The organism is Streptomyces sporangiiformans, assembly GCF_005768555.2.
Taxonomy (GTDB): Bacteria; Actinomycetota; Actinomycetes; order Streptomycetales; family Streptomycetaceae; genus Streptomyces; species Streptomyces sporangiiformans.
The window spans coordinates 1-14,472 of the sequence record NZ_VCHX02000082.1; the positions used below are offsets into that span (position 1 = coordinate 1).

13 protein-coding genes are annotated in these 14,472 nt (G+C 71.1%); 7 read left to right on the forward strand and 6 right to left on the reverse strand.

All coding sequences use genetic code 11. The annotated features are described in order from the left end of the window. Positions 1–565: 565 nt before the first annotated feature. Positions 566–2,155 (forward strand): glutamine-hydrolyzing GMP synthase, encoded by a 1,590-nt coding sequence (gene guaA / locus FGD71_RS08760; RefSeq protein WP_119099816.1) that lies wholly within the window; start codon positions 566–568, stop codon positions 2,153–2,155. Positions 2,156–2,360: 205 nt separating this feature from the next. Here guaA and FGD71_RS08765 read toward each other — a convergent pair whose 3' ends face one another. Beyond that, complete coding sequence (locus FGD71_RS08765; protein ID WP_119099817.1) at positions 2,361–2,909, reverse strand: hypothetical protein; 549 nt, start codon at positions 2,907–2,909, stop codon at positions 2,361–2,363. Between the two features lie 230 nt (positions 2,910–3,139). Between FGD71_RS08765 and FGD71_RS08770 the strand changes: the two genes are divergently transcribed. Next, complete coding sequence (locus FGD71_RS08770) at positions 3,140–3,934, forward strand: class II aldolase/adducin family protein (protein ID WP_119099818.1); 795 nt, start codon at positions 3,140–3,142, stop codon at positions 3,932–3,934. A gap of 88 nt (positions 3,935–4,022) precedes the next feature. Here the strand turns inward: FGD71_RS08770 and FGD71_RS08775 are convergent, their stop codons facing one another. Continuing rightward, positions 4,023–4,958: a DUF4429 domain-containing protein gene (locus tag FGD71_RS08775; RefSeq protein ID WP_119099819.1), complete on the reverse strand. Its 936-nt coding sequence runs from the start codon at positions 4,956–4,958 to the stop codon at positions 4,023–4,025. Positions 4,959–5,150: 192 nt separating this feature from the next. On the opposite strand from FGD71_RS08775, the gene FGD71_RS08780 reads away from it, so the two are divergent. Together FGD71_RS08780 and FGD71_RS08785 are read left to right on the forward strand one after the other, a co-directional pair. Further along, a complete protein-coding gene (locus FGD71_RS08780; protein WP_119099820.1) occupies positions 5,151–5,681 on the forward strand; it encodes a DoxX family protein in 531 nt (176 codons plus the stop codon). Positions 5,682–5,808: 127 nt separating this feature from the next. Next, positions 5,809–6,555, forward strand: a complete 747-nt coding sequence (locus FGD71_RS08785) for an SDR family oxidoreductase (protein WP_119099821.1) — start codon at positions 5,809–5,811, stop codon at positions 6,553–6,555. Between the two features lie 77 nt (positions 6,556–6,632). On the opposite strand, the gene FGD71_RS08790 is transcribed toward FGD71_RS08785, so the two are convergent. Together FGD71_RS08790 and FGD71_RS08795 are read right to left on the reverse strand one after the other, a co-directional pair. Beyond that, positions 6,633–6,881, reverse strand: a complete 249-nt coding sequence (locus FGD71_RS08790) for a hypothetical protein (RefSeq protein WP_119099822.1) — start codon at positions 6,879–6,881, stop codon at positions 6,633–6,635. Further along, entirely contained in the window at positions 6,868–8,262 is a 1,395-nt protein-coding gene (locus FGD71_RS08795) for a PspC domain-containing protein (RefSeq protein WP_119099823.1), read from the reverse strand. Before FGD71_RS08795 ends, FGD71_RS08790 begins: the two co-directional genes overlap by 14 nt. Before the next feature lie 201 nt (positions 8,263–8,463). On the opposite strand from FGD71_RS08795, the gene FGD71_RS08800 reads away from it, so the two are divergent. Next, positions 8,464–9,783: an ATP-binding protein gene (locus tag FGD71_RS08800; protein WP_119099824.1), complete on the forward strand. Its 1,320-nt coding sequence runs from the start codon at positions 8,464–8,466 to the stop codon at positions 9,781–9,783. Then, positions 9,780–10,550, forward strand: a complete 771-nt coding sequence (locus FGD71_RS08805) for a LuxR C-terminal-related transcriptional regulator (protein ID WP_119099825.1) — start codon at positions 9,780–9,782, stop codon at positions 10,548–10,550. Before FGD71_RS08800 ends, FGD71_RS08805 begins: the two co-directional genes overlap by 4 nt. 7 nt (positions 10,551–10,557) lie before the next feature. Here FGD71_RS08805 and FGD71_RS08810 read toward each other — a convergent pair whose 3' ends face one another. Continuing rightward, positions 10,558–11,382 carry an L-histidine N(alpha)-methyltransferase gene (locus FGD71_RS08810; RefSeq protein WP_119099827.1) on the reverse strand — a complete coding sequence of 275 codons (825 nt, stop codon included), beginning with the start codon at positions 11,380–11,382 and terminating at the stop codon, positions 10,558–10,560. 95 nt (positions 11,383–11,477) lie between these two features. Here FGD71_RS08810 and pdxR point away from each other — a divergent pair, with 95 nt between their 5' ends. Next, complete coding sequence (pdxR, locus tag FGD71_RS08815) at positions 11,478–12,980, forward strand: MocR-like pyridoxine biosynthesis transcription factor PdxR (RefSeq protein ID WP_240436473.1); 1,503 nt, start codon at positions 11,478–11,480, stop codon at positions 12,978–12,980. Positions 12,981–13,311: 331 nt separating this feature from the next. Here pdxR and FGD71_RS08820 read toward each other — a convergent pair whose 3' ends face one another. After that, entirely contained in the window at positions 13,312–14,367 is a 1,056-nt protein-coding gene (locus FGD71_RS08820; protein ID WP_119099826.1) for a C40 family peptidase, read from the reverse strand. Between the last annotated feature and the right edge of the window lie 105 nt (positions 14,368–14,472).

Below are 14,472 nucleotides of genomic sequence, written 5' to 3' on the forward strand. Positions count from 1 at the left end.
GCTGCCCCGGGGCGGCGAGGTCCGGATACGCCAGGCGCCCCGGGCCTTGTCGGCCCGGGGCGCCTGGGAAGTCGCTTGTCAGTTGCTCAAGCAGCACGACCATGGCAGCCGGTGGGCCGGTTGCCATAGATAAAGATGAAGGTCTGGTGCTTGAGCATGCGGGCAGTATGCCCGGGCGGCGGGCCCACTCCAAGCCGGGTTCGGATCGTGAGACGGCCGTGTTGGGGGCTGCGCCCCCAGACCCCCGCTATCGGCCTGAACGGCCTCGTCCTCAAACGCCGGACGGGCTGATTGATGCCGGCCTCGGCAGAAAGGGGCAGCCCGGGCCTTCAGTGATTGGCCCGGGCCGCGGTNGGCAGAAAGGGGCAGCCCGGGCCTTCAGTGATTGGCCCGGGCCGCGGTAATTCAGCCCCTCCGGCGTTTGAGGAGCGGGGTCTGGGGCGGAGCCCCAGGGATGGGACGGGTAGGGGCGGCGGGGGCGAAAAACCTTGCCCAGGCCGCCCTCCCCACAGTCCCCGTTAGAATCGGCAGCACAGATCCCCGCTAAACCGCCGGAAGGCAACCCGTGCCATCAGCGAACCCCGCTGCCGCCACCCCCGACACCGTCCTGGTCGTCGACTTCGGTGCGCAGTACGCCCAGCTCATCGCCCGCCGAGTCCGCGAGGCCCGGGTCTACAGCGAGATCGTGCCGAGCACCATGCCGGTCGCCGAGATGCTCGCCAAGAACCCGGCGGCGATCATCCTCTCCGGCGGCCCCTCGTCGGTGTACGCGGAAAACGCCCCGAGCGTCGACCGCGCCCTGTTCGAGGCCGGTGTCCCCGTCTTCGGCATGTGCTACGGCTTCCAGCTGATGGCGACGACCCTCGGCGGCACCGTCGACAACACGGGCGCCCGCGAGTACGGCCGTACGCAGCTGCACGTCTCCAAGTCCGGCTCCACCCTCTTCGAGGGCACCCCGGACGAGCAGTCGGTGTGGATGTCCCACGGCGACGCGTGCAGCGAGGCCCCCGATGGCTTCACCGTCACGGGGTCCACGGACGTCGTTCCGGTCGCCGCCTTCGAGAACGACGAGAAGAAGCTGTACGGCGTCCAGTACCACCCGGAGGTCATGCATTCCACGCACGGCCAGCAGGTCCTGGAGCACTTCCTCTACCGGGGCGCGGGCCTGACCCCGTCCTGGACGACCGGCAGTGTGATCGAGGAGCAGGTCGCCGCGATCCGTGAGCAGGTCGGCACCAAGCGCGCCATTTGCGGGCTCTCCGGCGGTGTGGACTCCGCGGTCGCCGCGGCCCTCGTGCAGAAGGCCATCGGCTCCCAGCTGACCTGTGTGTACGTCGACCATGGTCTGATGCGCAAGGGCGAGACCGAGCAGGTCGAGAAGGACTTCGTGGCCGCGACCGGCGTACAGCTGAAGGTCGTGGACGCGGAGGAGCGGTTCCTCACCGCGCTCAAGGGTGTCTCGGACCCCGAGGAGAAGCGGAAGATCATCGGGCGCGAGTTCATCCGGGTCTTCGAGCAGGCGCAGGCGGAGATCATCGCCGAGGCGAGCGGCTCCGACGAGGCCGTCGAGTTCCTGGTCCAGGGCACCCTCTACCCGGACGTGGTCGAGTCCGGTGGTGGTACGGGCACGGCCAACATCAAGTCCCACCACAACGTGGGCGGGCTTCCCGAGGACCTCGAGTTCCAGCTGATCGAGCCGCTGCGCAAGCTCTTCAAGGACGAGGTCCGGATGGTCGGCCAGGAGCTCGGTCTGCCGGACGAGATCGTCCAGCGCCAGCCGTTCCCGGGCCCGGGCCTCGGCATCCGCATCGTCGGTGAGGTGACGAAGGAACGCCTCGACCTGCTCCGCGAGGCCGACGCCATCGCCCGCGAGGAGCTGACCGCGGCGGGCCTCGACCGCGACATCTGGCAGTGCCCGGTCGTGCTGCTCGCGGATGTGCGGTCGGTCGGCGTCCAGGGCGACGGCCGGACCTACGGTCACCCGATCGTGCTGCGGCCGGTGTCGAGCGAGGACGCCATGACCGCCGACTGGTCACGCCTCCCGTACGACGTGCTCGGCAGGATCTCGACCCGGATCACGAACGAGGTCGCGGACGTCAACCGCGTCGTGCTCGACGTGACGAGCAAGCCGCCGGGGACCATCGAGTGGGAGTGACCGCGGCCGTCACGTTCTCGGCGGCTTCCCGGATCACTTCGTAGGTCCGTACGGCCCCGTCAGCCCGGTGCGCAAGAGGTGGAACAGCTACGGCGGTTCCACCTCTTGCGCGTGACGGACCACCCTCCAAGGGGACGGCTCACCACGCACCGGGGTGCGAGGGTGTGGTGGGTGAAGGCGCTGAAGCGGGGTGTCTGGTGTGTCCTCAGAGCATCCCGGCCGCTCGCAGCCGGCGCGCGAGCCGGTCCTTGCGGACGACCTCCAGGCGCAGGAAGACCGCGAACACCGCGGCCATGGCGGCGCTCGCGCAGAGCGACGCCCTCCAGCCGGCGGGTATCAGCAGCACTGCCATCAGGACCGCGCTGGCGCTCATGAAGGCGGCCTTGCGGCGCCAGTCCAGGTCGTCGTCCAGGCAGTCGAACTCGATACGCGCCTTGAGCAGCCCGACCGCGGGGGCCGCGTCCGGCAACGGCTTGAGGGTGCCGGGGCGCATACCCGGCGTACGGCCCGCCGCCAGCCGGCTGAGCGCCGCCGTGCCCCGCTCGCGTGCCTCGGGGCGGGTGTCGCGGATCAGGTGGACCTGGAGCGTCTGGCCCTGCCTGCTCGCCACCTCGTACCGGAACCCGTACTGCACGGCGATGTAGGTGAGCGCGGCCAGCCTGTGTGCCGAACCCCCGAGGTCGTCCAGTACGACGACGTCACGGGTGGCGATCTGCCGGAGCATCTCGGCGATCCGGCGCTCGGTTCTGTTCATGACTCCTCTCATGTGTCTTCCCTTTCCTCCCGGCCCAACCGCTTTGAGTGGTTCACGTCTTGACGGCCGGCTTCTCTGTGGTCCAACCGCTTAGTCGGTCGCTTGCAGGCCAGACAAACGACCCCGCACAACGGTTGCGCACTCTCTTCACGAACTTGACTGTTCTCCTGCGCGGACCGACGGTAACTTCCCGCCCGTAAAGATGTCCGTACCTCTGGGCTGGAGGACATATGCACGGGCCCACGCCGCCCCTGCCCCTACCCACCGACCAGCTTCGATTCGCCATGCCGCCCATGCACGAGTCGCTCGAGGACGAGCGGCGGCACCGCAAGGAGCGGCTCGCGGGGGCGCTGCGGATCTTCGGGCGGTTCGGTTTCGAGGACGGGGTCTCCGGCCATATCACCGCGCGCGACCCGGAGTTCAGCGACTGCTTCTGGGTCAACCCGTTCGGAATGCCCTTCAAGCATGTCACTGTCGGCGACCTGGTGATGGCCAACGGGGAGGGGCAGGTGGTCGAGGGGCGCTATCACGTCAATCAGGCGGCGTTCACCGTGCATGCCCAGGTGCACGCCGCCCGCCCGGACGTCGTCGCGGTCGCCCACTGCCACTCGGTGCACGGACGCGCCGTGGCCGCGCTCGGCGACCTGCTGGACCCGATCACGCAGGAGAGCTGCGCGTTCTACGAGGATCACGCGCTGTACGACGCGTACACAGGTGTCGCCGTGGACGCCGAGGAAGGGCGGCGGATCGCCACCGCGCTCGGCTCCCGCAAGGCGCTCGTGCTGCGCAACCACGGCCTGCTGACCGTCGGCGACTCGGTCGACGCGGCGGCCTGGTGGTTCCTGTCCATGGAACGCTCCTGCCAAGTCCAGCTCACCGCCCGCGCGGCGGGCCGGCCGCTGCTCATCGACCACCGCCAGGCGGTGGCGACGCGCGAGCAGCTCGGCGGTGACCTGGTGGCGTGGATCAACTATCAGCCGTTGTGGCAGGACATCAGCCGGAGCGAGCCGGATCTGCTGTCCTGAGCGCGCATCACGGCCGGTCGGCCGTGGCGGCTCCCGGTTCGGGCGGACGGCGGCCCGTGGTGGATCACGTGGGGACTCACGTGGTGGATCAGAATCCGCGCAGCACGGCGGCCTTCGTCGCCGCGAACTCCTCGTCCGTCAGCACGCCGTCGCGGTGCAGCTCGCCCAACTCCCTCAGTCGGCGCAGAAGTACGTCATGGTCCTCGGGCTCGGCCCCGGACCCGGCCAGGGGCGGGCGCCGGCGCTGGGGCGGTACGGCGTCCCGGGCCGCCGCCGGGAGACGCGGCGGAGCAGCGGGGACGTACTCGCCGGTGCGGGTGGACGGATGGGGGAGGCGGGCGGTGACCGCGGTGGCGACGAGCGCCGTGAGCAGATCGCGGCGGGCGCTGCCCCACAGGTCCAGGGCGAACGGGTCCTTCTCCGGCGGGAGCTTGGAGAACACCGTCTCGCGGGTCATGAAGCGCAGAAAGCCGTCCTCGTAACCGGAGTTGGGAAGCCACTCCACCTGCACGAGATCCGGCAGGTCGATGATGCGCGGGCCCGTCGCCCGTTTCACGCGGTCCGAGGACTCGCTCCAGTCGATACGAACCTGGATGCCGTCGAACGACACCGTGCCGTCGCTGGAGCGGACGGACACCGGCACGGGAGGGCCCGGCAGCAGGTAGTCCTTCGCGGCTTCCTTGGGGATCTGCTCGAGGAGCAGGGCGCGGCGTATCTCCTCGGCGACGTACTCGGCGACGCCCGAGCGGTCGATGTCCACCGTCAGCCGGTACGGGTCGGCCGCGTCGGGAAGGCGCCCGCCGGTCGCCTGAAGCAGCGGGTCGGCGCCCTCACGGAGCCTCAGGCGCAGGCGGCCGCGTTTGCGTTCGGGCTCGTAGACGACGCTCGCGACCGCTTCGAGCGGCACGGCGACCTCTCCGTAGGTCTGCCGGAACAGCGGTACGGAGCGGTGGAGTCCCGGCGTGATCCGGACCGTGCTGCCGTCGAAGGCCCAGGTCCCGTCACGCTGGATGATCTCGGCCATACGCACATTATGGGGCGATGGGTTCGCCCATGGGGGTCTGGGAACGGAAGCTCCCGTTTCGGGAAGGGGCCGGCCGGGGGAGGGAAAAACCTGGCAGAAAAAGTTCCCCCCGGTCCTGAGCCGTCGAGCCCTGCCGCACGTATCTTCTGTTGAGGGGTGAACTGTACGGCGGGTGAGAGGCGGCGGAGGGCGATGACTCACAGCATGCGCATGGACACGCACTCCGGTTACCTGGACGACGGAGGCGGGGACTGGAGGGACACCGCCACGCGGTACGCCCTGCTTCCCCTGCGCGTCTTCCTCGGTGTCACCTTCATCTACGCCGGGCTCGACAAGATCACCGACAGCGCGTTCCTGTCCGAGGCCGGTTCCGGTTCCATCGGCGACATGATGCGCGCGGTACGCGACTCCTCGGCGATCCCGGCCCTCGTGGACCTGTCCCTCAAGAACCCCGTCGGCTTCGGCTACGCCATCGCCGCCGGTGAACTCGCCGTCGGTATCGGCACCCTGATCGGCCTCTTCGCCCGGCTCGCAGCGTTCGGCGGCGCCCTGATCTCCCTCAGCCTCTGGCTCACCGTGAGCTGGCAGTCGGATCCGTACTACTACGGCAACGACCTCGCCTACCTGATGGCCTGGCTCCCCCTCGTCCTCGCCGGAGCATCGGTGTTCTCGATCGACGCGAGGATCCGAGCACGCCGAAGGCAGCGAGCGGGAGCCTACTGAGGCGTCGGCGCCTCGGGCCGCGCACGCTCCTGGACTCCGCCTTGTCCGTTGACGCCCCGTCATAGCCGTTGTGGCGGCGGTAGGTTCGGTGTGCCGGATCATCACGGAGCGTGGAGGACACACCGACATGGCAGTGCTGGAAGGCAGGACCGCGGTCGTCACCGGGGGTTCGCGGGGCATCGGACGGGGAATCGTGGAACGCCTCGCCCGCGACGGGGCCGAGGTGGTGTTCAACTACGCCAGCAGCGTCGAGGCCGCGGAAGACGTCGTCCGCGCCGTCGAGAACGCGGGCGGCAGCGCACGGGCGGTGCGGCTGGACCTGGCGGAGGCCGGGGCGGCGGAGCAGTTGATGGAGACCGCGGCGGAGAGCCGGTCGGGCGGCGTGGAGATCCTGGTCAACAACGCGGCCCTGGACTTCACGCCGACGCCCCTGGCCGACATCGAGGAGGAGCTGTACGACCGCGCGCTGACGGTCAACCTGAAGGCCGCCTTCCTGACCGTCCGGTACGCGGCCCGGCACATGCCCGACGGCGGCCGCATCGTCAACATCTCCACGCTCAACACCCATCGGGCCGGAAGGGGCATCGCCCCGTACATGATCAGCAAGGGTGCGCTGGAGCAGTTGACCGCGGCGGCGGCGGTGGAACTCGGACCGCGCGGTATCACCGTCAACACGGTGTCTCCGGGTGCCACCGACACCGATCTGCTGCGCGGTACCAACCCGAAGGAGGCGCTGGACATGGTCGTGCAGCTGACGCCGCTCGGCCGGCTCGGGCAGCCGTCCGACATCGCCGACGTGGTGGCGTTCCTGGCCGGCCAGGACAGCCGCTGGATCACCGGCCAGAACATCCGGGCCACGGGCGGTCTCGCCTAGCCGGTCCCTGGCCGGTCCCTGGCCGGTCCCTAGCTCGTCCCTGGCCGGTCTCTAGCGGGTCCCTAGTCGGTCCGGCGTCAGGCCGGGCGGCTCGGCCGACCCGGCGTGGACGTGCCCCGGGAAACCGAACGCCTGCGCCGGAGGCGTATCGCATGGGTCAGGGTGCCCGCGACCGCCGCCAGGCACAGGCCGCCGGTGACGAGAGGGATGACCACGAACCAAGGGGTATCCCAGAGGCCGCCCGCGTCGCCGGCGTAGATGACGCCCGCGAGGGTGAGGAAGGAGCCCGCGATCAGTCGGCCGGGCTGGACGTCATGACGCAGCACGGGTCACCTCCGCTTGTCCGACGCCGACTTGGAGGGTGAGGTCGAGCGTGCCGCCGTTCTTGGCCTCGCCGGTGGGCTTGAGGGTCAGCTGCCTGTGTTTGTCGGGGGCCACGTCCACGTCCTTCTTGTCGTCGCCGGGCAGCTGGATGTCGCCGACGCCCACGTCGATGGTCAGCTTCACGGTCGCGTCGCGGGGCACGACGACCTCGAGGCGTCCCATGCCCACCTCGGCGTTCGTCGTCAGGGTCCGGCCCTTGGGGAGGTCGAGCCGGGTCAGATCCAGTGTGCCGACGCCGGTGCCGAGGTCGTACGCGCTCTGGACGTCCGCCATCGCGGTGGGCGTCCAGTCCGTGCGCACCCAGTGCGTGCTGATGTCCTTCGGCAGCGCCGCCGAGCCGGCCAGCAGTCCCGCCGTGATGACCGCGAGGAAGATCGACCCCGCTCCCGTACGCCCCAGGAACGCGCTGATCGCGATGCCCAGGCCGAGGACGATGAGCGCACCCGCGAGGCCGGCCTGGAGGCTGGTGCCCAGGGCGTGGTCCTCCCAGGTCGCGCCGGTGCCCAGGGCGCCCGCCAGCAGGGCGAGCAGGAACAGCCAGCCGCCGATCCAGCGAGGGCCGCGCGACTTCGGCTCCCGCGCGCGTATGTCCTTGCCGTGGTCGCCCTGCGCGGGGTCGAGCGCCGCCCCGATGTCCCGGTCCCGAGTGTCCCCGGGACCCCACAGGTAGCCCGTGCCGCCCACATACGTGCCGTCCTTGATGATCGGGTCGCGCCACCAGGAGGGGAAGGAGGCGGGGACGGGCGGGGCCTGTGCCTCCGGGGGCGCGTCGGCCGCCGCCTGGGCGGCGAGCGGGTCGGCGTCGGGGGCGCCGCGCTGCCGCGACCAGTACCCGGCGCCCGCGAGGAGCAGCGCGAGTATCGCGGCGAAGCTGATCACCCCGCCGTTGCTCAGCATCGACAGGAACACCCCGCAGCCGACCAGCGCGAAGAGCACGGCCGTCAGCGCCTGGCCGTCCACCCTGCCGGTGAGCAGCTTGCGCACCTCGTTCTCGTCCTCGTCGTCGTATGCGACGAACAGCCAGGCGAAGCCGTAGAAGATGAGGCCCAGGCCGCCGGTCGCCGAGAGCACCGCGAGCCCGATGCGGAAGATGACCGGGTCCATGTCGCACTGCCGCCCGAGCCCCGCGCACACACCGCCGAGCATCTTGTGCCGCCGGTCGCGCCGGAACCTGCGCGGGACCTCGGAAATCTCGGGGCCCGCAGGCCCCGCGGGCCCCAAGGGATCCTCCGCCGCGGCGGCCGGGGACTCGCCGAGGCCCGTGCCACGGCCCCGGCCGGAGCCGGGTCCCGGACCCGTCGCGGCGTCCTGCTGATCTGTCATGTGTCCATGGTGACGGCCGCGACGGCTCGGCGGCAGTCGGGACGACCCTGGCCGAACCCTGAAATCGCCCCCGACTTCGAGGAGTGTTCGGCGATCAGATCGACGTTCCATCGAAGCTTCCATCGAGCTTCCAGCGACATTCCAGCGACGTCCCAGCGACGTTGCCTTCGAAGATCAGGGGAGTCTCGGGGGTCGACCCTGATGCCCTGGGGCGCCCGGCGTGTGAACATCGATGGCATGCCGGAAGCCGCAGCCCTGCCCGTCGAGAACCCGCGGCCGCCGCGCAAGCTCTACCGCAGCAGCGACGGACGCTGGCTCGGAGGCGTCGCGCGGGGGCTCGCCGGACATCTCGGGCTGCCCGTGGCCTGGGTGCGGGTGGTCTTCGTCGGGCTGTTCCTGTCGGACGGGCTCGGGGCGTTGCTGTACGCCTCGTTCTGGTTCTTCGTGCCGCTCGGCGTCGGAGGCGTGGACGCCGGGCGCCCCCCGGCCATCGTCGCCGAGGTCTCCTCCGACGGCCGCCGCAGACTCGTCGCCCGCAAGCCCGACAAGGGCCAGATCGTCGCGCTGCTCGCGATGGTCGTGATCGCCATGGTCTTCGTCGGCAACGTGGACCTGAGCGGCGGGGCCAAGGCGTATCTCTGGCCCGCCGTTCTGGTCGGCGCGGGTGTCGCCCTGGTCTGGCGCCAGGCGGACAACGCGCGGCGTGCCCGCTGGGTGGAGGTGGGCCGCCGCCGGCGCACCCTGAACCTGGCCCGCTCGGCGGCCGGAGTCCTCCTGGTCACCGCGGGGGTCTCCGGGATATTCGTCCTGCAGGGTTCCGCCGCCCACCTCGGCTCGGTGCTGCAGGCGGCGCTCGCCGTCCTGGTGGGCATAGCGCTGCTCGCCGGCCCCTATCTCGTACGCATGACCCAGGACCTGTCCGAGGAGCGGTTGATGCGTATCCGCGCCCAGGAGCGGGCCGAGGTGGCCGCCCATGTCCACGACTCGGTCCTGCACACCCTGACGCTGATCCAGCGGAACGCGGAGAATGCCAGCGAGGTGCGCCGCCTCGCCCGCGCCCAGGAACGCGACCTGCGCTCCTGGCTCTACAAACCGGAGGGCACCGGCAAGGACGAGGCCGACGAACCGGACACCCTCGCCGAAGCGGTCCGGCGCAGCGCGGCGGAGGTGGAGGACAAGCACGGGGTGCCCATCGAGGTTGTCGTCGTCGGCGACTGCCCGCTCGACGACAGAATCGGCGCCCAGATGCAGGCCGCGAGGGAAGCGATGGTCAACGCGGCCAAGTACGGTGGCGAGGGCGGCGCGGTACAGGTCTACGCCGAAGTCGAGGGCAAGTCGGTCTTCGTGTCCGTCCGGGACCGAGGCCCCGGCTTCGATCTGGATTCCATACCCGCCGACCGCATGGGCGTCAGAGAATCGATCATCGGCCGCATGGAGCGCAACGGCGGCACGGCCCGACTGCGCGCGGTGCCGGACGGCGGCACGGAGGTCGAGCTGGAGATGGAGAGGGCGGAGACATGAGCGACGCGAACGGGGCGAGCGAGCCGGTGGAGCCGGCCGAGCCCGCGGGCGGCACGCCTGCCGGTAGCACGCCTGTCGGCGGCACGCCGGCTGGCGGAGCGGTCGAGCGCCGGGTCAGGGTGGTCCTCGTCGACGACCACCGCATGTTCCGTACGGGGGTCCAGGCCGAGATCGGGCAGACCGAGCGGACGGGTGTCGAGGTGGTCGGAGAGGCCGCCGACGTCGACCAGGCGGTCTCCGTCATCACGGCGACACGGCCCGAGGTCGTCCTCCTGGACGTGCACCTCCCGGGCGGCGGCGGTGTCGAAGTCCTGCGCCGCTGCGCCGCCTTGATGGCGGATGCCGAGCGGCCCGTACGTTTCCTCGCGCTGTCCGTCTCCGACGCCGCCGAGGATGTCATCGGCGTGATCCGGGGCGGCGCCCGTGGCTATGTCACGAAGACCATCACCGGCACGGACCTGGTCGACTCCGTCTTCCGCGTCCAGGACGGCGACGCGGTCTTCTCCCCGCGCCTGGCCGGCTTCGTCCTCGACGCCTTCGCCTCCACCGACGCCCCACCCGTGGACGAGGACCTCGACCGCCTCACCCAGCGCGAGCGTGAGGTCCTCCGCCTCATCGCCCGCGGCTATGCCTACAAGGAGATCGCCAAGCAGCTGTTCATCTCCGTCAAGACCGTGGAATCCCATGTCTCGGCGGTGCTGCGCAAGCTCCAGCTGTCGAACCGGCATGAGCTCACCCGCTGGGCCACGGCACGACGACTGGTGTGACCGTTGGTCACACCGGGTTCACCGCCACCGCCTTGAAGAACGTGTAGTGGAACGTGCCGTCCTCGGATGCCGTTCGGTGCAGGTCCGCGATGCCCCGATCCCAGTCGGTGGGGGTGATGAGGTCCGCCGCCAGGGCCTCCTCGCGTACGGACTCGATCATGGCGGTGAACGTGTTGCGGGTGAAGCCGTTGACCAGGGCGGGGCGGGAGCGGTCGGCGTAGACGGTGCGGGGGCGGACCGTCACGTCGTCGTATCCGGCGCCGGTGATGAGGGGGTGCAGCTCGCGGCCGATCAGGGCGTTTCCGCCCGATGCCGCCTGGAGTTGGACCTGGCAGTCGATGACGGCGTGGGCGTACGGGCTGTCGGGGTGGAAGAACGCCGAGCCGTGGTCGCCCTCGATGACGGTGAGGGTGCCACCGGGGCGCAGGACGCGGCGGAGGGCGGCCAGCGCCTGGCGCGGGGCGGCCAGGTGTTCCAGGACGAAGCAGACGAAGAGGTGATCGAACTCGGTGTCCGCGAAGGGGAGTTCGAAGAGGTTCGCCTGGTGCCACGTCACGCGGGCCTCGGGGACCTGGGCCGTGACGCGGGCCCGGGCCTGGGCGAGTGAGGCGGCCGAGATGTCCACCGCCGTGAAGTGCGTCTTCGGGCCGGCCTCGACCAGGTGGACCGTCTGGGCGCCCACTCCGCAGCCGACCTCCAGGACCTTGCTGCCCGCGGGGTAGGCCGTGTCGGCGTGGAGCAGTTGGGCCAGGGTGTCGGCCTGGTCGCCGAGACGGCGGGACTCGTGGGCGGAGTAGCCGTGGACGTAGTCGATGGGTGTGGTGGTGGTCATGGGGTGAGCCTTGTCCGAGAATGGTCCGATGGACAGGTCCAAAGAGGTTGTCCTCGACGGGTCCATAGCTGGGGGTCCGGTTCCGGTGGGTTCCCGTGGGTGAGGCCTCGTCCGCCGGTTCGGACTTCCTGCAGCTGGACATACGGGACGCGCCGTTCGGCGGGCGGGCCGACTGGCTCGCGGGGCAGTTGCGGCGCGCGATAGCCGACGGGCGCCTGCCGCTCGGAAGCCGGCTTCCGGCGACACGTGTGCTCGCCGCCGAGTTGCGGGTGTCGCGCGGGGTGGTGACCGAGGCGTATCAGCGGCTCTCGGAGGACGGGCATGTGGTGGGGCGGGGGCGCCAGGGGACGGTGGTGGTGGCCGGGCCTGTGGGCGCCGGGCCTGTGGGTTCCGGGCTTGCGGGAGCCGGGCCTGCGGAGGCTGGGGGCAGTCGGCGACTGGCGCCCCGACGGCCCGGCTCCACCGACCTGTTCGGCCTTCCCCCGGGTGAGGATGTCTTCGACCTGATCCGGACCGCGCCCGCGCGCATCGATCTGTCGCCCGGAGTGCCGGATCTGGCGGCGTTTCCGCGGGCGGCGTGGTTGCGGGCCGAGCGTGAGGTGTTGGGGGAGCTGACGGCCGACGGGTTCGGGTACGGGGATCCGCGGGGGACCGTGGAGTTGCGGCGGGCCGTCGCACACTGGCTGGGGCGCAATCGCGGGATCAGGGTCGATCCCGAGGAAGTGCTGATCGTCGCGGGGACCGCGCAGGCGCTCGCGCTGGTGGGCGGTGTACTGCGGGAGGAGGGGGCCGGGGAGATCGCCGTGGAGGATCCGGGGTCGCTCGGGATCCGCCAGCACTTGGGGAACCTGGGGCTTCGTACGCCGCCCGTGGCGGTCGACGGCGACGGCGTGCTCGTATCCGAACTGGCCGGTCATCGGGCGGTGTTGCTGACGCCGGCTCATCAGTTTCCGACCGGGGTCGTGCTCGGGGGCGCGCGGCGCCGGGAGTTGATGCGGTGGGCCGAGAGGGGCGGCCTTGTGGTCGAGGACGATTACGACGCCGAGCACCGTTACGACCGGTCACCCGTACCCGCGTTGCGGTCGATGGTGCCGGAACGGGTCTGCTACATGGGGAGCGTGTCGAAGCTGCTCGCGCCGGCGCTGCGTATGGGGTGGGTGGTGGCGCCGCGGCGGTACCGGGACGCGCTGGTGGCGGCGAAGCGGTTCGCGGATCTCGGCAATGCGGTGTTGCCGCAGCTCGTGCTGGCTCGGCTGATGGAGTCGGGGGAGCTGGAGCGGCATCTGCGGCTGCTGCGGCGGCGTCATCGGCGGCGTCGGGACGCCATGATCGCGGCGATACGGGCGCATCTGCCGGGGGCGGTCGTGCACGGTGCGGCGGCCGGGCTGCATCTGCTGGTCACGTTCGAGGGCGACGAGAGGGACACGGAACTCGCCGGTGCGTCGCTGGCCCGGGGCGTCAAGGTGCACCCACTCTCGTGGCACCGTCAGCGGTCGGGCGGCCCGCCGGGACTGCTCCTGGGGTACGCGGCGACCGCGGCATCGGCGATCGAGGACGGCGTGACGGTGGTGGGGGAGGCGCTGCGGGAGCTGCGCTGACTCTCCGGTGGGTGGGGTGGTGGGTGGGTCGGGGTCGTGTGCCGGTGCGTCCGCCCGTCGCCGCGGGGGCGTACGGCCGTGGGCTGGTAAGTAGGCGCGGGTCTCCTGAGACAAGCCCTACGCGACGGGCGATGACGCACCGGCACACGCCCCCTCCCGCCGGTGGCCGACTGCGGGTGCGCCCCTTTAGGGGCGCGGGGAACTGCGCGACCAGCCACGGCCGGCCCGCAGCCGAAGTGCGAGCGATGGGGGGTATGGGGGCGCAGCCCCCAGTTTCGGGAAGGGGTGGGGTTGGGGAAGGAAAAACCCACCCCACCCCCGGTGCACCCGCTCACACCACCCGGGTCGCCCCGGCGAACGGCATCTCGTCCAGCGGAGCCAACCGCACCGGCGCCGAAGGATTGGGCGCATGGATCATCTGCCCGTTGCCCACATAGAGCCCCACATGGCTGATGCCCGAGTAGAAGAACACCAGGTCCCCGGGCTGGAGCCGGGACCGGGAGACGCGTGTGCCGGAGTCGATCTGCGCGTACGTGGTCCGGGGCAGGGAGATGCCCGCGGAGCGGTACGCGGCCTGCGTCAGCCCCGAGCAGTCGAAGGCGTCCGGCCCGGTGGCACCCCACACGTACGGGCTGCCGAGCTTCTCGTACGCGTACGAGATCGCGGCGGCGGCACGGGAGTTGGGCGCAGCCGTGGTCGAGCCCAGGTCGTGCGGGGCCGACCCGGAACGCGCGGCGCGTGCCGTGGTGGGGTCGTCCGCCCCGATCCGCGTCCGTTCCTCCGCCGTCAGTCGGGAGAGCAGTTGCCGGGCCTCGCCCAGTTTCCCGGTGACCGTGGTCTTGTGCCGCCTGAGATCCGCTTGCTGGGACTTGAGCGAGGTGAGTTCGACATGCGCGGCCCCGCGCAACTGCTCGATCTCGCGCAGCTCCTTGCGTACGCGCGAGACGGTCGTCGCCTGCCGGCTCCCGGCGCGCTCGGCGAACGCGGCCCCGTCCAGGTACTGGTCGGGATCCGATGAGAGCATGAGCCGCAGCGCGGGGTCGAGGCCTCCGTCCCGGTACTGCGCCGCGGCGACGGAACCCAGGGCGTCCCGCTCGGAGTTGAGCCGTTCCGTCCTGCGCGCCGCCTCGTCCTGAAGGGAGCCCAGCCGCCGCTCCGTTTTGGCGGTCTTCTCCTTGGCGCCGTTGTACTTCTCGGTGGCGACCTCCGCCTCCTGGTACAACTTGTCGACCTTCGCCTTCACCTGATCCGGCGTCAGCTGCGGCTCCGCGTGCCCCGCCCCGTCGAAGGAGGTCGCGCTCGCCGCGCCCGCGAGCGCGATCGTGAAGGCTGTGCGGGTCGTACCCCCGGCCACTGAGCGCTGTCTCGGCTTGCGGTGCGCTGCCACCTGGACTCCACGTCCTTCCGTACGACCGCCGAGGCGTGGATACGCCCGGCGGCGGCCCGAGGGCCGGTCACACGTCCGGCGGCGGCCCGCACAGGGGGAGCGGGC